Source organism: Paenisporosarcina sp. P4_B8, from assembly GCF_056402175.1.
Genome location: NZ_JBFUHX010000022.1, coordinates 24,262 through 46,306, shown reverse-complemented (window position 1 = coordinate 46,306; position 22,045 = coordinate 24,262). Strand labels below are relative to the sequence as shown.

Here is a 22,045-nt window from a genome sequence, read left to right as displayed (position 1 = left end):
ATATCAGCCTGACTTATAAAAGTCAACACAATACTAAAAGTTTTCTAATCTTATTTCAGAAACTCAATCTCCTAGCTGAATATTAATCAAAAGCATATACTCTGAACTCCTTGAGAGTTAATAACATGTAGCGACCATGATCAATGTGATGCGTAAATAATTAAGCTAGAAAAAACAATAATGAATGTAGACTCACTAACCTGCCTCGTAGTTCAATAAGAAAAGACCTGACTTAGTAGCTTACCGATTAGTCGTTAGTTTAATAAGAAGGAAGTAGGAAGTAGGAAGTAGGAATTCACACGGGAGGTGATATTGAACTAACATGTCTCGTTGAAGTATTCCTACTTATATTAGATACTGCCCTTTCATGGGAGATCAAAAACGAAAAACAGATTGCTTTACACTTTTTCTCGCCTATCGCAATTGTAACTTTATTATTATAGAAGAAACATGATACAATTTAATAGTCTAAAAATTAAAAATATTAATTTATAGACGATTTTTTGCCGAGGAGGATGATAGTATGACAAACAAAAGAAATGTCAGCATGAAAATTTATATGGGGATTACGTCTAGCTAATTAGTTGTTTAGCGTTTCCCTACATTTTGAAAGGGGAAAATCATTTGAATCAAACATTATTAATCATTGATGCTCAACAAGAATTAATCGATGGGAATCAGAAAGAAAGTGCGGTTTTTAATAAAGCGCAACTTATTAGGAATATCAATAAAGTGATTGAAAAAGCAAGCGAAGCAGACATCCCAGTTGTGTTTGTAAGAGATCTCGATGTTTCTGAGGGGAAAGGTGAAGGCTTTCAAGTTCACAATGAGATCAATGTACCCGCGGATGCAAAAATTTTCGATAAGTCAGCGACGAATTCCTTTCACGGGACCGGTCTTCTGAATCATTTAAGAACTCAACAGATTGAACATGTTGTTATTATGGGCTGTAAAACACAACACTGCATAGATAGTGCAGTCAGAACAGCTACTATCAGTGGCTTGGATATTACATTAGTCGGTGATGGGCATTCAACAAATGATAATGATGTTTTAAGTGCAGAACAAATTATTAAACATCATAATCGTACTCTTCACGGTCATTATAATGTCGAACACTTTTCTGTTGTCAGAAATTCAGATGAAGACTTGTTTAGCCCAACTCATGACTCTTATAGGTAATATTAATCCAAAAAAGCGGCACTTAAAAACGTGCCGCTTTTGCTATTGTACGTCAATGGCAGGCATGCTAGTTTAATAAGCAATTGTAACGAAAGAAAATACCTCTTCAAATCTGGAGAGTAAGCAAGAATGAAATGAATCACACCCATGGTTAAGAAAAAATCCCTTATGGGTGATTTATCGACATCCACGTACCGAATATCAGATAAAATGCTTATGAAACTGTAAACACGATGAGTAAGTAATATAATCTAGGTTTCATTATTAATTGCCCCTAGCAAAAGATGTTTATTGTATTTGAACCTTAAGAACGTCCCATCATACACTTGTCTAGATGTTCAAGAACCATCGGCCAAGCATCTTTATGTCCGTTTCTTGACTCATCATCTATAAAGCCTGCGTGCGTAAGACGAATTTGTGTTCCATCTCCATTTGGCTCTAGCTTTATTGTGACAACAGTTTCCGCGCCCTTTGTTCCTCCATCCCCAGTAACCCAAGTAATTTCGACAAGCCGGTCTTGCTCAATCCTTAAAAACCTTCCGTAGTGAGGATGACGTTGACCGTCAAATGCAGTCTCAAAGAAAAAAGACGTGTTGATTTCTCCCTGCATGATGACGCTTCCTGGCACAGCGAACCAACGATCGATCTGTGTAGTCCACGCTTGGAACAGTACATCGGGCGGTGCATCCATTATGCGGTCAACCATTAAATTGAACGGCCTTGTTGAAAGGTCAGGTGTAGTAATAGACTTCATTATTAAGTCCTCCATCTCTATTTTGAATTGAACGAAAAGCAACGCTGCTTACCTACTTAATCCATTTCTCCATAATCTTCACTTTTCTATTCGTTGCATCCAGCTCCACGTTTCTGCCAATAGGCAACGTCAGCATAGGATGCGTGTGGCAACAATCAAAATCTGCAAGAATCGGAATGTCCCTGTTCCCCATCACTTCGAGCAAAATATCGTATGGAGTTCTTCCAGTACCTTGATCATCAAATAATTCATGTTTCCCTAATAGAATGCCGGAAACTTTTTCAAATACACCATTCAGCTTGAGCAGAGTGAAGTTCTTTTCGACAACGGATGCCGTTTTCATCGTGTCCTCTAACAGGAGAATATCCCCTTGCTGGATGTCCGGCATATATGGACTTCCCCAAATGCCATACATCGCGTTTAAATTACCACCTACTAATCGGCCTTGCGCCACGCCTTCATTCACACATACCCATTCATTATCCCTCTGTACTTTATCTCCTGTTTTAACCTCCCAGTTTATAGGTTCATCCGTCCAGATTGGCGGTGTAGGGATGACATATGGAAGACTTTGTTCTTCTATTAACATCTCTTTGAAATAATCATATGTATGGTCAAGAAATGGTTCGAATTCTCCGAAAGAAGGCACCAGAGCAGGTCCATAGAATGTTGGAATTCCTGTTTGAGCATAGACACCGAGCAAGATGGCGGTAGCATCAGAATACCCTATCATGATTTTCGGGTTTTTCTTAAAAGCATCATAATCAAGGTACGGTAGTAGCGCATTGGAATTGGTACCGCCTATTGTAGACATTATCATCTTAATTTCCGGGTTTCGAATAAGTTCGTTTAATTCGTCTGCTCGCTCCTGGTTGGTCCCCGATCGGTAATAATCATGCTTTCTTGTAAGATTTCCTTCAATAATCTCAAAACCTTTAGATTCTAAAAAGCTCTTTGCCCGTTGAAAGCGTTTCGGTGAAGAATATGTGATGGGTGACGAAGGCGAATAAATACCGATTTTATCCCCTTTTTGCAATCTATTTAATAGTGTCATCTGTCTTTCTCCTTTTCTATCACCTTGTGTACTTAGTAGGTTTTCATTAATACGAAATATCACTTATATTTTTCTCTTATCTTCCGTGCCTAACACATCTGTATTTGGAGGTTCATATTTCCTCAGGTGAGCCATCGCAACAATCTTACCCTTATGATGAAATTCATGAGTATTTACATGCAACAGTAATTTACTACTTGTTGATTCTGTTTACCCATTCATATTAGTTATGGAAGTTATTCCACATTAAATGTTCAAATACCTCCTTCCTCATTGGAGATAAATGGTATTAATAAGAATGTGAGCTCTTTTGTCCTTGTTCTGTGATTAGCATTGCTTTTAGCAGTGCTTTTTTCTCGCTCTATTCACGCCTTGAAAGATTTATTATTAAGCTATTTGGTGGCTAACGAGGCCGGTTAGTTCAAGAAGAATGGAAAATATTATAAGAATAAATAGGGAAAAATAGTATAATTAAAAAGCCTAAAGATTCATGGATATAATTTTTAGGCAATAGTTGTTAGAGGAGGCGTTCATTATGACAAACAAAAGAATTTTTATTATTAATGACTACAAGGGGATAACGACTAATTAACAAAGTTGTTTAGCGTTTTCCCAGATTTTGAAAGGGGAAAATTATGAGTACAGAAAATGTGAAAATCGTAGAATTAAATGCAGAAAACTGGTACAGCTGTTGTGAATTAGAGATATCAACAGAACAAAAAGAATACATTGAGCCCAATGCTATATCAATAGCTCAGTCAAAGTTTGAGCCTTCATTAAAGCCATATGCTATTTATGCTGAAGAAAAAGTAGTTGGCTTTTTGATGTACAATTCTGTTCAAGAAGAACTTGATGGTTATTGGGTATATAGAATAATGGTGGATAAGGAATTCCAAGGCAAGGGGATAGGTAAAGCTGCAACTAAGTTAATGATTTCAGAGATGGCTAAATTACCGAATGCCCAAAAAATTGTTGTAGGTTATCATCCTGAAAATTTGGGAGCACATAATTTATACTCGAGTTTGGGATTTATTGATAATGGTGATAGGTTCGGTAAGGAAATGGCAGTTATAAAAAATATAACCGAGAGATAGGTCGATAGAATGTTTCAATAAGAAAGGATCACTCTTTGGTCCTTTCTTATTGTGCTAACGGGGGCTTTACTTCAATTAGGAGTGAAGCCTTTTTCTTACTTAACTAACAGGGTCGGTTAGTTCAACAAGTGCTTGATTTTTTAAAAGATTCTTACGATAAAGTTAAGTTGGAATTTGATACAAAGGGGAGTTTAATATGGACAAATACAAAATAATTTTATTTGATTTAGACGGAACGCTTTCAGACCCTAAAGTAGGTATAACAAAGTCTGTTCAATATGCATTGCAGAAAATGCACATTATTGAGTCTGATATTGATAAACTTGAATGCTTCATTGGTCCACCACTTCAAGATTCTTTTGCTGAATACTACAATTTTGATGAGGAAAATACGCAAAAAGCAATTGATTTTTATAGAGAAAGGTTTAGAGAGATGGGGATGTTTGAAAATGAGTTATATTCAAATATATCGTTACTATTGAAATCATTGAAAGACCTAAATTTCACTTTAGTTGTTGCAACATCAAAGCCTACTGTATTTTCTAAACAAATACTAATTCATTTTAATATTGACCAATATTTTGACCTTGTTGTCGGAAGTAATCTAGATGGAACAAGAACAGCAAAAACAGAGATTATTCAGTACATACTCGATATGTACAATGGGCATAAGCTAGATGACTTTATTATGATTGGTGACAAGAAGCACGATATCATTGGGGCAAATAATAACGGTATTGACTCTATTGGAGTAACTTATGGATATGGTTCATATGAAGAACTAAGTCATTCTAACCCTACTTATATTGTCAAAAGTGTTGAAGAGTTAAAAGACATTTTGATTGGAAGTCAAATCAAATAAGTGATATTCAGCCTGTTATATAGGCATTTTAAAAGAGCCCAATTCAATGCGAATTTGGGCTCTTATTGTATGTTTTAATATAGATTGTGTACCAGATAACTGAACGGGTTAAACAACTCTGCCTTTTTTGTATTAAGTCCATTTACTTTTTGATAACGTCTTGGGAAATAACATTGAGTTAGATTCCAGCATTTATGATTGCATATAGAACAATCCACCATTTACTACGTCGATGTTAATTCGCGTTTGGTACTGCTCATCCATTGCTTTTTTCTCCATCTCGTAACACTCCGGTTTGTTATCCATCGCTTCATAAAAATGCTCCAGCACTTGCCGATCCTTTTGCCATCTACTTTTGGCTTCATCCGCCCATGTGTGGTCGTCATGCTGGATTAGGCTTTCGATTGCAGCATCCAATCGCTCTAATCCTCGTATTGGCTTAATAATATACATTAAATCAAAGGCATTTTTCGGCATAGTGGAATCCAAATCCAGTTCACTTATCTCTTCCTGAAAACTATGTTTCATTTCCCCTGTCATCAAATTAATACCTAAAGAGTACAGCATTTCCTTCGTCTGATCGCTGTAATACGATACTTTATAGTTCACGCCTAACCATGGAGTTAATATGGGTTGGGAACCAGGATTACCGGATACCCGTTCATACATGTGGACAAATGAACCCAGATCATTGGTTGCTTGAAATATCTGATTGAGCCATGGAGAACCAAAGTGCACAACTTCCCCTTTGACGTCTTCCTCCAATTTGTTTTGATCAGTAATTAACGTTATTTGAGCCGGACTCGGAACAATGTTTGTATTTTCGATGTATTGCCAATAATATGGGCGGTTCATGATTTTTTTGTCCATATCGATGGTTAATTGAACAGTGATGTAGTGGTCATGTTCTTTGACGATCTGGCAATTGTTTTCTTTAAAAAACCTCACTAAATATTCGTGGATTTGTTGTGGATACATATGATTCCTCCTCTAGATGTCTCAAATCAAATGGATTGTTTATATGTGGATAAAATACTGTCTAGCTCACCCACTGCCTTCTCAAATACATCGATTTTGACATGGAGCAACTCTAAGATATCTTTCTCAATGGTTTGTTCAATTGCCAAGTTGTAAATATGAACATCATGTTCCTGACCTAACCGGTGAACACGTCCGATACGCTGTTCCAATTTCATCGGATTCCAAGGTAAATCGTAGTTGATGACATGGTGGCAGAACTGCAGGTTAATCCCTTCTCCACCAGATTCAGTCGCAATCAGCACCTGTGCGTGGTCTTTAAACAATTGCTTCATCCAGTCTCGTTTACTCGCCTTGAACTTCCCGTTAAAGATAACACTTGTGATTCCTTTAGAATGTAAATACCATTGTAAATACGCTTGACTGGCTCGGTATTCGGTAAATAAGATGACTTTATCATTTGCCTCGGTAATGATGTCATAAGCTTTTTCAGCTTTTGCATTGACTTCGAGCGTCACCAACTTTTGAATGATTTCTTCTATATAAAGAACCGCCTTTGAATCAGTGCATTTTTGACGCATCTCGTTTAAGGTCAAATACGTAGCTTCCTTACTGCTGCACATTTCCTTTTGCAGTGTAATCATCGTGAATGCACTCGAAAATTCAGGCGATATATTCTTCAATTCCAAAATCATTTCGTAGACTTCTTTTTCTTGTGGGGTAAACTGAATCGGAATGGTTTGAACACGTCGGTTGGTCCATTCAATTCCTGTGTCCTGTCTTCGGTTTCTGACCATCACTTGATTCACTAATTCTTTTAAGAAATCATCATTTTCCCAGCTATGTTTGCTTGCGGAAAACGCTGCTTGAAACGTCTCATAATCACCGAGATGTCCAGGTTTCAACAAGGAGATTAAATGAAATAATTCAAATAGATTGTTTTGAATAGGCGTGGCCGTCAGTAACAAACAAAACTTCTTCTTTAAATCTTGAACAAACTCATAGTTTTTTGTTTTATGATTCTTCAATTTGTGTGCTTCATCAATGATGATTAAGTCATAATCCTGCTCATAGATATGTTCTTTATGTGGGCTCCTTTTGGCCATATCCATGCTCATGACGACAACACTGTAATGATCTAATCCATAGTTCTTTCGATAAGCAATGGCTGGAATATAAAATTTGTGGTTCAACTCTTGCACCCATTGATTGATTAAAGAAGCTGGAGCCAATATTAACGCCTTTTTCACAAGTCCCCTGATGAGATACTCTTTCATAATCAAACCGGCTTCAATGGTTTTGCCAAGCCCTACTTCATCTGCGAGAATCGCTTTTCCATTCATGCGTTCTATAACGGTTTCTGCGACTTCGAGTTGATGTTTCAATGGTGTCAGGTTAGGTAAATATTTAGGAGATTGAAGACCTGTAAATTCGGTAATCAAGTTCGACTTTACTACGTCATAACTCATCTTATATAGCGTCCAGTTATCCCAAGCTTCACGATTTTCCAATCGATTAATGAAGCCTTCTTTCCACTTAGACGACCTTTCAATAATCATAGATATCACCTCATACAACATTTTCTTTCTAATAAGATGTCCAAAAAAGAAATAGCTATGATTTTTATTTGAAAATAAATATAAAAGCCTCAATCAAATCGTGATTTCACATTAAGCGCAACATCAAAATCAAACTCATTTAATATATTCAACGATTAAAATCATAGATTTGCTGTACTTGAGAGACAATAAGAAAAGGGACATCCAGTAATCGGATATCCCTTTTTTGTCATGTAATTATGATTTAGAAAAGATTAATTTACATCTTTTTTAATGTTCGTTTTAAGAATTCTTTTGTACGTTCTTGTGTTGGGTTATTGAAAATTTGCTCTGGACTTCCCACTTCACAAATAACACCTTTGTCCATAAATACGACACGGTCTGAAACTTCCTTCGCAAATTCCATCTCATGCGTGACGATTAGCATGGTAAGACCTGTTTCGGCAAGTTCCTTCATGACTTTAAGAACTTCTCCTACCATCTCAGGATCTAGTGCTGATGTTGGTTCATCAAACAGCATGACGTCTGGTTCCATTGAAAGTGCACGTGCAATTGCTACACGCTGTTTTTGACCGCCTGACAAGTGGCTTGGTTTCGCGTTGATATATCGATCCATCCCAACGACTTTCAGGTATTTCATCGCAATTTTTTCCGCTTCTTCCTTTGAGCGTTTCAAAATTTTCACTTGTCCAATGACGCAATTGTTGAGGACATTATGATTGTTGAATAAGTTGAATTGCTGGAAGACCATTCCGAGTTTTGTTCGGTAAGCATGGATATCATGCTTGTTATCCAAAATGTTTTCATTATTATAAATGATTTGTCCGCCACTCGGTTTTTCCAATAGGTTAATGCAGCGCAGAAGAGTGGACTTTCCAGATCCCGAAGAACCAATGACACAGACCACTTCCCCTTTATTTACCGAGAAGTCAATGTCGCGCAATACTTCATGGGATCCAAAAGATTTGCTTAGATGCTGTATATCAATAACTACTTCCATGTGAACTTCTCCTTTCTTATCGGTTACCGTTTTTTGTTGTACCAAGTACATTTTCCGGCATTCCAATCATGCTGTAATTTTTAGGTCCATCCAGTTTCCGTTCCACATATCGAAGGATTAATGTGACGGTGAACGTCATGATGAAATACAGGACACAGGCAACAAAGAACGATTCAAAATATCTGAAGTTATTTCCTGCCACTGATTTCGTTTGGAAAAACAACTCGGTAACGCCAATGACGTTAAGTACAGCCGTATCTTTAATATTGATGACAAATTGATTGCCTGTTGCCGGCAAAATGTTACGAATGACTTGCGGCAGGACGACATGGATCATCGTCTGGAAATGATTCATGCCGATTGCCTGAGATGCTTCGAATTGGCCTTTATCGACGGACACTATTCCCCCACGGACAATCTCTGCCATGTACGCTCCTGTATTGATCGATACGATGAAGATGGCCGCAGACAATACGTCCATGCTGATGCCAAATGCCAAGGCCGATCCATAAAAGATAACCATGGCTTGCACGATCATTGGCGTGCCGCGGAAAAACTCAACATATACAGATAAAATTGTATTAATAATTTTTAATAGCCATTTTTTAGCCCCTCGTTCAGGCATTGGAATCGTTTTGATGACACCAATCAGCAATCCAATGATTGCCCCAAGAATTGTCCCGATAATGGAAATCAAGAGTGTCATACCTGCTCCACGAATGAACATCGGCCAGTTATTAGATAAAATCGTCATAATCCACTCAGTACTCATCTTTGTCCTCCTTGGACAACTTAAAACCGGCTGCTATTGCAGCCGGTATCACGTTGTTACTTATTGTGCTGCCGGTTGATTTTTAATTGCGTTATCCATGATTTCCTGACGTTCTTCATCTGAAATCTCTGCGAGTGCTTCATTGATTTTCTCTGTCAAGTCACTGCCTTTTTGCAATCCGACTGCAGTTGTCGTGTCTTCTACAGAAGTCTCGAAACCATCTGTAAATTCAACCATAGCGAAGTTGTCGTTAGCTGCGGAAGCACTGAATCCTTCTGGGCGTTCCGATACATATCCATCAATCATTCCTGATTCAAGTGCTACACGCATCGCCGGGAAGTTATCCATAGCAGTCTGCTTTTTCACACCTTTGATTTGATCGATCACGGAGTAGTGGAATGTATTTAATTGTGCCGTTACTTTTGCTCCTTTGAAATCATGGATTGAAGCGGCGTCCTCATATTTCCCGCCCTTTTTAACAACCATGACCAACTCTGAAGTATAGTAGTTGTCCGAAAAATCGATTGACTCTTTGCGTTCAGCTGTTGGTGACATGCCAGCAATGATGGCATCGATCTTGCCAGAAACCAATGCTGGAACAAGACCGTCCCATTCCGTTTTGACAATGACTAATTCTTTACCTAGCTTGTCAGCGATTCGTTTTGCAATTTCAACGTCATAGCCACCTGCATATTCAGCATTTCCGTCAATTCTCACTCCGCCATTTGCATCATCCATTTGAGTCCAGTTGAATGGCGCATATCCTGCTTCCATACCTACTATGAATGGATCTTTCTTTTCTGATGAACCTGTTTTCTCTGAACTGCTTGTCCCACAAGCTGTTAAAAGCAAAATGGTAGAAAGGAATATCGTTAAAAATATGGCTGATTTTTTTCTCATGTCTAGTTCTCCCCTTTTGTTTGTTATATGTTTTACTTCGTCTTTATAGACTAAAAAGGCCAACTCCACAAAAAAAAGACCTGAGATGAACTCAGGTCGCAATATGCGTAGTTGCCCTAAATCCTCTACTTTTCCCAAATGAGATAGCACACTCAATAAACCGGGATGTTTATTGAGACAGTCCTGCAGTTCTTAACTACAGACCCAGCAAGTAATACCGAGAAATATTACTCACTTCGGCGACATTTCCTTCTCCCTAGAATCAAAGCTTTCTCAAACTCCTCTAAGGACTGTTAAATATCGCGCCTCTACCTCACCATATAAGTGAGGTTGTATTCAATTGTGTTAATCAGTCTTTCAACAACATCAACAGTCTACAACAACAGAAATTATCTGTCAACCAATCTAAAAATCTAGTATTTAACCTATTAGCATATGTTGAGTCACCATTTCTTCTATCAAAAGCTAAATGATATATATATTTCCATTATGCTATCGTTATCACCAAAGACAGCACAGACTTTGGGAAACCCAACACAACACAAGTATGCCTATCACATCCGGATGAGGCAATAACCTGCGATCCGTAATGGAAGAGACAATGAAAAATGATGGATGAAATAGTGGAGATCAACAAAAAAACCGTGGCATGACATCGCCAACGGTTTCATAGATAGGGGTTGCTACAATAGGCAGCCCCATTATTTCATTTGAATTCCTATTTCTGTATTAACTTGATTTAATTACACATTACGAGATTTTTATGGGGAACAGCATTCGACGCAACAACCCGACGTTCATCAACAACATACAAAATTGTAATGTGAGTGTCACGTAATAAGATAATAGCTAACGAACCAGAATAGTATAATAAACAAGCATAAAATAAAGTTTTGAGGAGTAAACGCTCGTAATGAAAAGACTTGAACAAAGTGGTCATGTGAACAAAGTAAGAACGCTATTGAAAGGTGAAGGTTAATGAAGAAAAATCTATTAAAGCGCTTATTCGTATTTGGTGGAGCTATGATACTTCTCCTAGCTGCATGGGTATATTTTATTATGGATTACGGTACACCAGATGAATTCAGTAAAGAAGCGTGGCCAGAAACCAAAGAAACAGCTAAACTAGCGACTATAGAATACTTTAAAAAAGAAAAAAATGTTGATGTTGTGATTAATAATATAAGTCATTCAGGAGAGTATGCGACATCTGAAATTTATTTAGATGGACATGTCGCTGGCGATGAACAACAGAAAATCTGTGCTATTGTAAATTCTGCTAAGGACTATCAAGTTGAAATTTTCAGAAACTAAAATTGGATATCATCCTACAATCTCTAACCTTTTGAAGCCAAATGGAGCAGTTAGCTTTTGCTAACTGTTCTTTGTTTTTCTTCTTGCCTAATTAAAAATGTCTTTGCTTTCTTACGAACGGTGTCCTATTTACGTGATTTGATAATTTAAAATAACTACACTAAATGCATTATGTTGTTTCTTTAACTCGCTTTCCATAAATCTTGAATTTTCATGACTTATTCGATTATTTGTCATCTGAAATTGTGTAGTAAGATTTCCTGACCCATACTAACATGTATTTCTATTTACTCTATTTTGTTATAATTAAGATTCAAAGTTTGGAGGTGCACAATATGGATCAACACATTCCATTAAATGAATCTAGATCTCAACCTCGGGATGAGGTGTTAATTTTACTTATTGACCCAAATATTGATTTTGTCATGGACATGAAAGATTCTTTTGACCGACATTCTATTTCTGTTTTAATTGCAACGACCGCTTCAAAAGGAATTGAATATTTCCATACCGTCAATCCAGATCTCGTGCTTATTGAAGCAAACCTGCCCGATAAAAGTGGATTTGATGTATTGCTGGAAATCAAAGATATTTCACGAGATCGATCTATACCAACCGCGATTATCTCTTCCAATCAATTAAAAGAAAATCGAATACGCGCATATGAACTAGGGGCAATAGATTTTATCAGCAAACCGATTGATTTGGATATTTTCATTCCCTTTATATTAAACCGCGTGGCTTTTAGAAAGTCGATTACGAATAAATTACTCGTTGACGAATTAACTGGTGCATACAACAGGAAACAATTTTATATAACCAAGTCTTCTCTTTATAATCGTTACGAAATATCCAATGAATCTTTTTCAATTGTTCTCATTGACTTCGACTTATTTAAAGATTTCAATAATCTTTATGGCCATCAAAAAGGTAATGAAGTGCTACAATCTTTTGTCCATATTGCCCAACAGACCCTACGAACAAAGATAGATGTATTCCGTTTTGGTAGTGATGAATTTGTCCTATTGATTCGCCATAAACCAGCTCTTGTTGCTGCAAATATCGTAGAAGATATCGCTGAACAAATGCGAGAACTTTGGAATATCACCTTTTCAGCTGGGATATCGGAATGGTTTCCTTCCACTCATATCGAAGGAACTTTGCTGAAGCAGGCTGACCGTGCTTTACAACAAGCCAAAAAAGCAGGCAGAAATTCCATCCATGTGTATGATGAAAATTCGTTTGCCAGTTCCCTCGCTAGCCGCTTAATGATACATATCGTTGATGATGATGCGATGGTTCGGGCATTACTTGAAAGGCAGTTCTCTGCATGGCAATCGGATACTTTTGATATTAGTGTCCACAGCTACAATGACGGCTTTGAGTTTACGGAATCAAATTGGTATACACCACAGGATTATCACGTTGTCATGCTGGATGGTGTAATGCCCAAAATGGACGGATTAGAAGTCCTGCACATTGTGAAGAAAAAAGTACAATCCGAACGTGTGCTAATTGCTATGTTGACTGACAAAAAAAATAACCAAGATATTTTGCACGCCCTCAATTCGGGCGCAGATGACTACATGCTGAAACCTTTTCATCCACAAGAGGTATTGGCCCGTATCCAGCGTCTTGTCAGTAGGTTATTCCTATGAATATCCTACTTACTTTTTTTATCATTCTATTTATTGTTTTGGCTCTTTCCCAGCTGCTACTGCTGTTATTTTTAGCAAGCAAGAAAATGAAAAAAAACAAGCGAGAAATACATGAAGACCATATTTACAAAGAAAGCATGCCTTTGTTTATTCAGTATTTATATAATGATCAAGATGTATATATCCCTCTTCCCCCTGAAGAGTATCGTGTTGCAGAGAAATTGTTCAGTGATAGTATGGCGATTACAACAGATGAAGGATTGCAGCACAAGATTCGCGAGAGCGCTACATACTATTTAAGTTCATACTATAAAAGAGTACTGAATACTGGGGCTTGGCCGGCTCGTGTAAATGCACTATATTATATAGAAAATTTTCGAATGGAATCTTTACAGCCCATTCTTAAACGAAGACTGGAAGAAATCAAAATTCATGACGAAGAAAAGCAGCAATTGATACGTACCTTGGCAGCCATAGGCGATTTGTCCATTTTAGCGTATTTAGAAAAAGATCAATCAGCGACTGAAACAGTTTTTCTATCAGCGTTTACTCGCTTTCCTGACGATGTAATCCCACAGGCAGTTGAGTATGTTTCGCTTCATGGCAGTTCAAAAGCTGTCAGTTCTTTGTTAATGTATTTTGGACTTTCGAAGAAACTGGAATATTTGCAACTCGTTGAGGAAAAACTGTTTCATGAACTTCCGGAAATGCGCATTCAAGCATTGAAAGCCATTTTCAGGATGAGCTACTTATCAGATACCAAGTTTCTGGAACCATTTTTCAAGTCCGAAATTTGGGAAGAGCGGATGTTTGCAGCAAAAATTGTAGGCGCCTTGTCCCTACCACAATTTGAAAGTGAACTTAGTGAGTTTCTTGGAGATCCTGTTTGGTGGGTTCGCTATTCAACAGCAGAAGCTATATTGCAAACATTTGGTGAGAGCAAGCTGCTTGAACTTTCACAAAGCCATCCTGATCCGTATGCCAGAGATATGGCATCTCAGTGTTTAAAGCTAGATAGAGAGGTTCCGTCTTATGTCTGATATTTGGATTAGGTTGTTTCAATTTTTTGCGCTAATGATTATCATTTATATGTCTTTTACGGCATTAAGCTATGTTTTCTTATTTCTACTGTCTTTACGAAAAGTGTTAAGGGAAGGCAGACTGGATAAAAAAGAGACTCTGGAAGATTTGGCTATTAGTGAAAGTACGATACCCGTTTCCATAATTGTTCCTGCTTATAATGAGGAGATTGGGGTCATCAGTACCGTCCGATCATTATTGACTTTGCAATACCCACAATATGAAATCATTGTGGTGGATGATGGCTCCAAAGATCAAACTCTTTCCAAATTGATAGATGAGTACGGATTGGTAGTGGTGGATCATGCAATTCGCAAGCATATCGATACTAAGCCTATCCGTAAAGTGTATAAATCTCCCATATTCCCTAATTTAGTCGTAATCTCCAAAGAAAACGGCGGTAAAGCAGATGCATTAAACAGTGGGATTAATTTAGCCAATTACCCGTTCTTTTGTGCGATTGACGGGGATTCCATATTGGAACAGGATGCGTTATTAAAAGCAATGAAACCTGTCCTTGCGGCAGATGGGAAAATTATTGCTGTTGGTGGATCCATCCGTGTTGCAAATGGCACAACGATAGCCAGAAGCAAAATAGAAGTGATTGAGCTATCCAGTAAACCTTTGGTCATCATGCAAATTGTAGAATATTTCCGTGCGTTTTTGATTGGGCGTTTGGGATTCAGCCGATTCAATCAGCTATTGATTATCTCGGGGGCATTCGGAGTTTTTCGTAAGGACAAGGTGATCCATATTGGCGGCTACCAAGAAGGTACTGTTGGAGAAGATATGGAATTGATCGTCAGGCTCCAGCGAATGATTCGTGAGGAAAAACTGGCAGACCGGATTGAATATATACCGGATCCTGTCTGCTGGACAGAAGCCCCTGAGTCTTTCAATGATTTACGGTCGCAGCGTGTTCGATGGCAAACAGGTTTAGCTGAAACGCTTTATACACATCGAAAAATGTTCTTTAATCCAAGGTTTGGTACCATTGGATTTGTCACATTTCCTTATTTCTTATTTGTGGAATTACTTGGAGCAGTGTTCGAATTCATGGGATATTTACTGATTATTTTTGGGTTGTTATTTGACTTCCTTGACCCTGCAGTAGTTTTCACCCTATTCCTGGTAACGGTCATGTACGGCTCCTTTGTTTCATCGCTTGCTGTCCTAATGGAAGAGATGACTATGCATAAGTATCCGAAAGTCTCTCATTTGGTGAAGCTTTTCTTTTGGTCATTAACCGAGAGTTTCTGGTACCGTCCAATTATGGTTATTTGGCGTATTGAAGGTTTAATTGTCTTTTTCACCAAAAAAGCAGAATGGGGACAAATGCAGCGAAAAGGTATATCTACAGATTAAAAAGAGGTTGTGCATATGCTGCACAACCTCTTTTGTTTATGGTGTTTTGCTGAATGTTTCTTGTAGGATTAGATATGATTGTTTCAACCGCTCGCTTGAATAAGGTAGCTCCCATGCTTCCCATCGATAGCGAGACACTTCATCAACACTAATGCTAGTTGAGGTGCTTGAAGGGAAAGTCTGGATTACTTGACCCTGATTGTCCGTCACTCCAAGGGCGATTCCAATATCATCGATTTGCTGCTTGGCATCCATGCCATCGACGTATACATCACCAAAAACTTCTTTGGAACTAGGATCTTTAATATTCAACAATAGCCACGGTATGCGTAGTTCCATCACACCTGTTGATGGATCGAAATAATAATCTGCTAAGGAGTCATAATCCGGTGAATCAGGATTGGAATTTCCAAAACGCATTTTCCCAGTCTCATATGAAGAAAATGGGAACGACTCTCCTGTATCCGGTCTTGTAATGCCCTTATTAAGCGGCAAGCGGATTTCATTGAACAAACCACTGTTTTTAGTCGGTTTTGTTGCTGAATCCATCATATTTAGTTCAATTCCGTATTGATAGTAGAAAACGTCGTAGTAAGCATCAACTTTCATTCTTGCCTCTTCTGTGGACTGGATAGATAACCAGAAATCAGCAAATGGCTGATTAAAAGTAACATCTTCCAATTCATCTACACGATCATTTCCACTGCCAGGGTTAACGTCAAACAGCAATTGCGGTTTGGTGTTTTTCAGCCAATCCGTCCCAGGTTTGCCGTCAATCCTCACATATAGAAAACGTTCATCACTAGTGGCATAAAGTGCAGTAATCGGCCCTTTTCCAGACTGGTATATCGGGTCTGCATCTGCCCAATCCTCTATATTGCCATCTGTTTTTATGAGCATACGATCAAAATTCAGGAGACCAAAATTCTGTTCATTCGTTTGTGCATTTGACCAAAATGGACGGCGATCTGCGTTGTCTAAATCCATGGTATTCCACGTTCTCTTAAACCATTCATCTTGCCAAGTAAACACAAGACCACCCATCATGCCTTCTTGAATAATATCCTCATAAAGACTAGAAAGGTAGTTACCTTGCTCTTGCTCGGTATGAAAGCCTTGGTTCCATCCAAATGGATTCACATGTGTAAGTCCACGTGATGCAGGAAGTCCAAATTCTGCAATAAGTACAGGCATTTTATGGGACGCTTTTAAATCATGTAAATAACCCGCATAGTTATTTTTCTCTCCCCGGTGGTCAATATACTCAGTGTACCGTTCCTCCAAATTTAAAAAATCCGGATAGTAGGGATAGACGTGATAGGAAGCAAACATTCCTGGCATTGAAAGATTTTCTTTATAATGCATATGGTTTGGATCGACACTTGCCAAATCCTCCTGTTCCAAAGGTTCAGCTGGTTGTTCTAAATTGTCGGTCGAGACCCAGTTAGTAAAGCTCATCGGTCTCGTCCATTTATACGTTTCCGCTTCATACACAGTCAATTGATCCATTTGCTGGGCTATCCATAATTCAAATCCAACGGCATTGGTTGTTTGAATATATTCCCCATTATATTGGTCCATTCCCTTGTATTTCGTTGCCATATTATCCACCATGAATGGGTACCATTCAATCCCAATCATCCACCCAATCACATACGGCGAAATATCGGCTTTATAATTCCCATAAGCATGGCCAGGTTCTTTTGCAACTTTTGCATTTCCATGAATCACATCAGTAATTTTCTGGAATTCTTTTTGGAAACGATCCGTGATTTCCGGTGTAAATGCATCGAGTGTTTCTTCCAATGGTGCTTCATCAATCCATACCCCATGAAATACATAGAGCGGCTTTTCATGAGATTCATTGTATTCCTTCAATGCTTCATAAAAAGCAGGGGGATGAAGCGTGTAAATTCGTATGGTATTGGCATTCATTTCTCCAATTTGTTTAAACCATCTTGCATACTCACCTTTTGTAATAGCAGCTTCCCCAGGGAAAGTTCCCGGTTTCCCCATTCCGATATTGACGCCTTTAACCGTTAATGTCTTCCATTCCCCATTTGTATATACGTCAAAACGATCGCCATTTACTTTGGCTGAGTAATTCAGACCAAGTTCATTTTGAAGAACAGCAGGTTTATGTATCAATTGTTTGTCTTTGCTATCAGCGTCTTTCACATCTTCCAAAAGTACTTTCATCATTGGGACGTATGTTTTCCAAAAGAAGCTTTGTTCAGGGTAAACAAAATCAAAGGTAAACCATTCTTTTATTTTTGTCATTCCACTATATTGATAGATTGTAGGAATATCATTCGTGTCTACGAAATCACCTGCAAAATAGTACGAACTTGTCGCATCCTGTTTCTTTTCAATCACTGCCGGAAAACGGGATGGAATTCCCCATTCGTCAAGCAATGCTTGTCCCTGTTTATTTACAGGGAGTTCGAAATAAGCCAATACATTATTTTCATCCACAGCTTCGGTTATATCAAACCAATACCGGTATGGAGATTCTCCGTCCAAATTAAATTTCTTCTCGCCATTTTGTGTAAACTTCAAGTTAATGGATGCTTCATCGACATCTCCATTTTCAAGTGACAATACACGGACCATTTCTGTATTCTCTTCAATGAACACAAGGCCTTCTCCTGCAAATGACCACTTTTGATTGCCAGCCGCTTCATAGGAGTCAACTAGCCATTGTGGTATTTCCCCGTTGTCATTGGACAATTCTTTAAAGTAGCGGCCTGTCCACCCTTTTTGCTCAAAACCTAGATATTTAGATACTTCCTTCCGCACTAAAGGTTCCGTCGGTGATGAGATTGAATTAAACTCCATGATCAATGGCACATCATTTTGATCAACAGCCTGTTGAATTGACGTCCACTCACCAGAGCTTAAGCCCCCCTCGATTTTATCACTCCGTTTCTCTTGCTCGGATTCATAGATTCCATAAGTGTCTGCGACGTAAATCAAATCAGCAGAACTTAAATCCTCAGGCAATCCACGTACACTTTCACTTTTGCCATCAAAGGTCACTCCAGCATAGTCTTCCTTTTCACTATAGGAATCTCCATTCGTTTTATTAATATGGGTATGGTTAAGCAACCATGTCAGACCTTTATGTTCACGCAAATCCCCGTTCGGAACGGTCTTATCCAGAATAACAATATCCAGATTTTGTGCATGCCGTTCTTCCCATAGCCATATAGCAAGCGGCAATAGCAGGACAAAAAGAAATAAGACAATCCACTTTATAAATCTCATATAACCTCACCAACTCTCAATTTATAGAATCTGCAATTCACTTACCCTTTCATTCCATCTAAAGAAAAAACGAAAAAGAAGCCTCTGCTCACACAGGATCAGGGCTTCCCGGGAAGTTTACTAAGAATTTTAATTTCTTCATTTCTTAACCACATTTACTATTCAAGATTATTCCCTAATAATTAGGAAACTTCTGCGAGTGAGTGAATACCCACTCTTGAACTTGATAAATAGATATCCTCCATATAACAATACTGAAACAAAGAATCACATTAATGACCATCGTTGTATAGATAAACGTGTCCGAAGACTGTTCGGGAAATCACATTAAGCTCCAAACTAATTTCCAATATTCACTAAATATTCTATCATACAAAAGGAACTTAAGAGTACGTTGTTCCAATAAAAATAAATTAACGATGCAGGAACAAAGGTTTCTCGCAAATTCTATTTTTTGATAAAGCTTTAAATAATCGAAATGTGAGATTGGATTTAATAAAACATACAGCTATAGGGATGCCTCGCATAGAAATGACAGAGCGAGGAATACTGTCATGATTCAATGGCCTATTAGAATACCAGATGAATTTTCGGACTACATAGATGAAAATTATTTTGAAAATGTCCAAGATGTTATTTACCCTGACTGAGCGACCGCATACCGACTAAAACAATACTTTTTCTAATTTTTTCATTCAATTGTAGTTAATAAGCTGAATTCGGAAATTTAAGTAAAAATGGAGTGGGTTCTCCCAGGCTATAGAGTTGTAAGTGATGCATTGCTCGCGTGCAGACGGTATAGAAGATGCGGCGCAGGCTTTCGTTTCCGTAGACATGCGTCGATGCATCGTACACAATGACTGCTTCAAATTCAATGCCTTTTGATAAATACGACGGGATGACAACGACCCCTTGTTCGTATTCCGTAGAGCCCGTCGTCATCAATTTCAATTCGGGAACAGTAGATAACCCTTCATAGGCATGACTACTTTCCTCAACAGATTTACAAATGATCGCAATACTCTGGTAGCCGCGCTCTTGCAGCTGTTCTACTTTCCTGATGATGTGTTGATGAAGTTCTTCTGTACTGTCTACTTGTTCTAAGCTAGGACTCTCTCCTTCGCGTTCAAATGGAATAATTTGATCACCGTTTGGTATAAGTTTTCTGGTAAAGTCGACGATTGGCTTTGTCGAACGGTAGCTTCGGGCTAGATAAATGACCGTTGTTTCGTTGGGTCCGTACAAATCCAATAAAGACTGGAAATCATTCGTTTGACGAGCATGCGCAAAAATCGCTTGATTAAAGTCACCAAGCACCGTCATTCGCGCGGCAGGAAATAAGCGTTTGATAAATCCAAACTGAAAAGGCGAATAGTCTTGCGCTTCATCTATCACAACTTGTTTAATGGAACGATTGGTCTGGAATCCAAGGATTAACTCTTTTAAATAGACGTACGGTGTCGCATCTTCATACAACAGGTTGCCTTCATCGAGCGCTTCACATGTTCGTTCACAAATTGCCAGCCATTCTTGAGGCAACTCGTGTGATGAGAAGCTCCGCATGTTTGTAGGGTTTTCAAAAAGCTGTCTGTAAAGCTGTTTGATATCCACAAACTGAAACGCTCGAATTCGTTTTCGCAAAGTGTTGAGTTTTTGACGGACGATCAACTGCGCGAGTGCTTTTGGACTCATGTCGTAATCCGCCATCGCCTCTCTTTCATAGCCATGTTTCTTGGCTAAGTACCGATGCGCTTTATGATAGTCATCATTGCTTAACGAGTCCATTTTTTCTTGGACCCACGGTTTTTGCCACTCTTCTTTCGCCACTTGAGCGATTTGTTCAATCAGCCAGTCCCTTAATTTCTCGATTCGATTGAGGAGCCGAAGTGACGTGTGTTGCTCATAAAATCGCTCTTCCATTTGCTTTGCGCTCACCATGAGTTTTCCGCGAAAGCGAAGATCCTGGAAACACATGCCAGCGTTTTCCAAAGAACTGTGATAGGTATTGATGGCATCGAAATAATCCGTCGATGCTTTCCATTCAATACTGGCCAATCGCGTGCGGTAGGAAGGATCTTTCGTTTTTGTGTAGACATATTCTAATTGATCGAATGGATTCTCCACTTGAAATTGTTGATCGAGTCGTTCATGCAGGTATTGTTGAAAAGTCACTTGGTGCATGTTTACTTCTCCGAGTTCCGGAAGCACATTGGCGACGTAGCTGTTAAACATGGAGTTTGGGGAAAATAAAATGATTTGATCGCTCGTCAGACTATCGCGATAGTGGTATAGCAAATAGGCAATTCGTTGTAGCGCGACCGATGTCTTGCCGCTCCCGGCTGCACCATGCACAATTAACAATTTCCCGTGGTCATGACGAACAATTTGGTTTTGCTCCTGTTGAATGGTGGCGACAATTGAATGCATCTGCTTATCAGTGCCTTTTCCAAGCACTTGTTGCAAAATCTCATCACCAATTGTTAGAGTTGTGTCAAATATCGATTCCAACGTGCCATCACGTATGATATATTGCCACTTATTTTCTAATGTCCCTTCGATGAAGTCTCCTGGAATCGTATATTTCGCAGGACCCGGCTGATAATCGTAATACACGCTCGAGATCGGTGCTCGCCAGTCGTAAATGAGAAAATCATCTCCACTTGCATCTTTAAGTGTGGAGATCCCGATGTAGATTTGTTCAGGCGAGGATGTGCCGTCTTCTAAAAAATCAATTCGACCGAAATAAGGGATTTTTTGCATACGCTGGAGTGTAGCTAAACGTTTTGATGTATGGCGATGCAAGCTTTGACTAACAGCTAACGCTTCTGCTTCTTGACGCAAACCAATAATCGTTTCTAAATAATCATCAAACGAATCTGTATTTACTTTCACTTCTTCCCAAAAGTGCTTCCGAATGTTGATGACTTCTTTTTTTAGTCGTGTCGTATCTCCATCAAGTGTCTGTATTTCGTTTGAGATGACATCCATGACATGGTCCAATCGTTGTTGTTCCTGATGCAGTTCCAGTTTCATCGCAATCGCCCCTTAAAAAGTTTTCTCAAAACGCTTGACTATTGACGATTTAGTAGTGTAAAATTAAAGTAAGGAAAACTATATCAATCGTCAAATATAAGCATATCTATATAAATGTATCATATTTAACAGAACCTGTCACTAGTCGAAACGCTCTTGCGAATTGATTTCTA

Annotated in this window: 16 protein-coding genes, 1 pseudogene and 1 riboswitch; of the genes and pseudogenes, 7 read left to right on the top strand and 10 right to left on the bottom strand. The window is 38.6% G+C overall.

The window, feature by feature from the left end:
• Positions 1-624 precede the first annotated feature (624 nt).
• Complete coding sequence (locus AC1DSK_RS15805) at positions 625-1,182, top strand: cysteine hydrolase family protein (protein WP_477548321.1); 558 nt, start codon at positions 625-627, stop codon at positions 1,180-1,182.
• A gap of 304 nt (positions 1,183-1,486) precedes the next feature.
• On the opposite strand, the gene AC1DSK_RS15800 is transcribed toward AC1DSK_RS15805, so the two are convergent.
• The 3 genes and pseudogenes from AC1DSK_RS15800 to AC1DSK_RS15790 all read right to left on the bottom strand — a co-directional run.
• Positions 1,487-1,936, bottom strand: coding sequence for an SRPBCC family protein (locus tag AC1DSK_RS15800; RefSeq protein ID WP_477548320.1), 450 nt, complete (start codon positions 1,934-1,936; stop codon positions 1,487-1,489).
• Positions 1,937-1,988: 52 nt separating this feature from the next.
• Positions 1,989-2,990, bottom strand: a complete 1,002-nt coding sequence (locus AC1DSK_RS15795) for a S66 family peptidase (protein ID WP_477548319.1) — start codon at positions 2,988-2,990, stop codon at positions 1,989-1,991.
• A 63-nt stretch (positions 2,991-3,053) separates the two neighbouring features.
• Positions 3,054-3,182, bottom strand: a pseudogene (locus tag AC1DSK_RS15790) (DinB family protein); the annotation flags it as partial.
• 443 nt (positions 3,183-3,625) lie between these two features.
• On the opposite strand from AC1DSK_RS15790, the gene AC1DSK_RS15785 reads away from it, so the two are divergent.
• Both AC1DSK_RS15785 and AC1DSK_RS15780 read left to right on the top strand, forming a co-directional pair.
• Entirely contained in the window at positions 3,626-4,084 is a 459-nt protein-coding gene (locus tag AC1DSK_RS15785) for a GNAT family N-acetyltransferase (protein WP_477548318.1), read from the top strand.
• A 196-nt stretch (positions 4,085-4,280) separates the two neighbouring features.
• Positions 4,281-4,946 (top strand): HAD family hydrolase, encoded by a 666-nt coding sequence (locus tag AC1DSK_RS15780; RefSeq protein WP_477548317.1) that lies wholly within the window; start codon positions 4,281-4,283, stop codon positions 4,944-4,946.
• A 192-nt stretch (positions 4,947-5,138) separates the two neighbouring features.
• Here AC1DSK_RS15780 and AC1DSK_RS15775 read toward each other — a convergent pair whose 3' ends face one another.
• The 5 genes from AC1DSK_RS15775 to AC1DSK_RS15755 all read right to left on the bottom strand — a co-directional run bounded on the left by AC1DSK_RS15775 (position 5,139) and on the right by AC1DSK_RS15755 (position 10,155).
• Entirely contained in the window at positions 5,139-5,924 is a 786-nt protein-coding gene (locus AC1DSK_RS15775; RefSeq protein ID WP_477548316.1) for a YqhG family protein, read from the bottom strand.
• Positions 5,925-5,950: 26 nt separating this feature from the next.
• Positions 5,951-7,483: a DEAD/DEAH box helicase gene (locus AC1DSK_RS15770; protein ID WP_477548315.1), complete on the bottom strand. Its 1,533-nt coding sequence runs from the start codon at positions 7,481-7,483 to the stop codon at positions 5,951-5,953.
• 259 nt (positions 7,484-7,742) lie between these two features.
• Positions 7,743-8,483 (bottom strand): amino acid ABC transporter ATP-binding protein, encoded by a 741-nt coding sequence (locus AC1DSK_RS15765; protein WP_477548314.1) that lies wholly within the window; start codon positions 8,481-8,483, stop codon positions 7,743-7,745.
• Positions 8,484-8,499: 16 nt separating this feature from the next.
• Positions 8,500-9,255, bottom strand: coding sequence for an amino acid ABC transporter permease (locus AC1DSK_RS15760; protein ID WP_342542422.1), 756 nt, complete (start codon positions 9,253-9,255; stop codon positions 8,500-8,502).
• A gap of 60 nt (positions 9,256-9,315) precedes the next feature.
• Positions 9,316-10,155, bottom strand: coding sequence for a transporter substrate-binding domain-containing protein (locus AC1DSK_RS15755; protein WP_477548313.1), 840 nt, complete (start codon positions 10,153-10,155; stop codon positions 9,316-9,318).
• Positions 10,156-10,291: 136 nt separating this feature from the next.
• A riboswitch (Lysine riboswitch) is annotated at positions 10,292-10,474 on the bottom strand.
• 659 nt (positions 10,475-11,133) lie between these two features.
• Between AC1DSK_RS15755 and AC1DSK_RS15750 the strand changes: the two genes are divergently transcribed.
• The 4 genes from AC1DSK_RS15750 to AC1DSK_RS15735 all read left to right on the top strand — a co-directional run bounded on the left by AC1DSK_RS15750 (position 11,134) and on the right by AC1DSK_RS15735 (position 15,572).
• Positions 11,134-11,469, top strand: a complete 336-nt coding sequence (locus AC1DSK_RS15750; RefSeq protein WP_477548312.1) for a phosphoglycolate phosphatase — start codon at positions 11,134-11,136, stop codon at positions 11,467-11,469.
• A 335-nt stretch (positions 11,470-11,804) separates the two neighbouring features.
• On the top strand, positions 11,805-13,127 hold the full coding sequence (locus AC1DSK_RS15745) for a GGDEF domain-containing response regulator (protein ID WP_477548311.1): 1,323 nt from the start codon (positions 11,805-11,807) through the stop codon (positions 13,125-13,127).
• Complete coding sequence (locus tag AC1DSK_RS15740) at positions 13,124-14,167, top strand: HEAT repeat domain-containing protein (protein ID WP_477548310.1); 1,044 nt, start codon at positions 13,124-13,126, stop codon at positions 14,165-14,167. Before AC1DSK_RS15745 ends, AC1DSK_RS15740 begins: the two co-directional genes overlap by 4 nt.
• Complete coding sequence (locus AC1DSK_RS15735; RefSeq protein WP_477548309.1) at positions 14,160-15,572, top strand: glycosyltransferase family 2 protein; 1,413 nt, start codon at positions 14,160-14,162, stop codon at positions 15,570-15,572. The genes AC1DSK_RS15740 and AC1DSK_RS15735 overlap by 8 nt, the downstream gene beginning before the upstream one ends.
• A 36-nt stretch (positions 15,573-15,608) precedes the next feature.
• Here AC1DSK_RS15735 and AC1DSK_RS15730 read toward each other — a convergent pair whose 3' ends face one another.
• Positions 15,609-18,839 carry a hypothetical protein gene (locus tag AC1DSK_RS15730; RefSeq protein ID WP_477548308.1) on the bottom strand — a complete coding sequence of 1,077 codons (3,231 nt, stop codon included), beginning with the start codon at positions 18,837-18,839 and terminating at the stop codon, positions 15,609-15,611.
• A gap of 705 nt (positions 18,840-19,544) precedes the next feature.
• Positions 19,545-21,872 (bottom strand): RNA polymerase recycling motor HelD, encoded by a 2,328-nt coding sequence (gene helD / locus AC1DSK_RS15725; protein WP_477548307.1) that lies wholly within the window; start codon positions 21,870-21,872, stop codon positions 19,545-19,547.
• Positions 21,873-22,045: the final 173 nt, after the last annotated feature.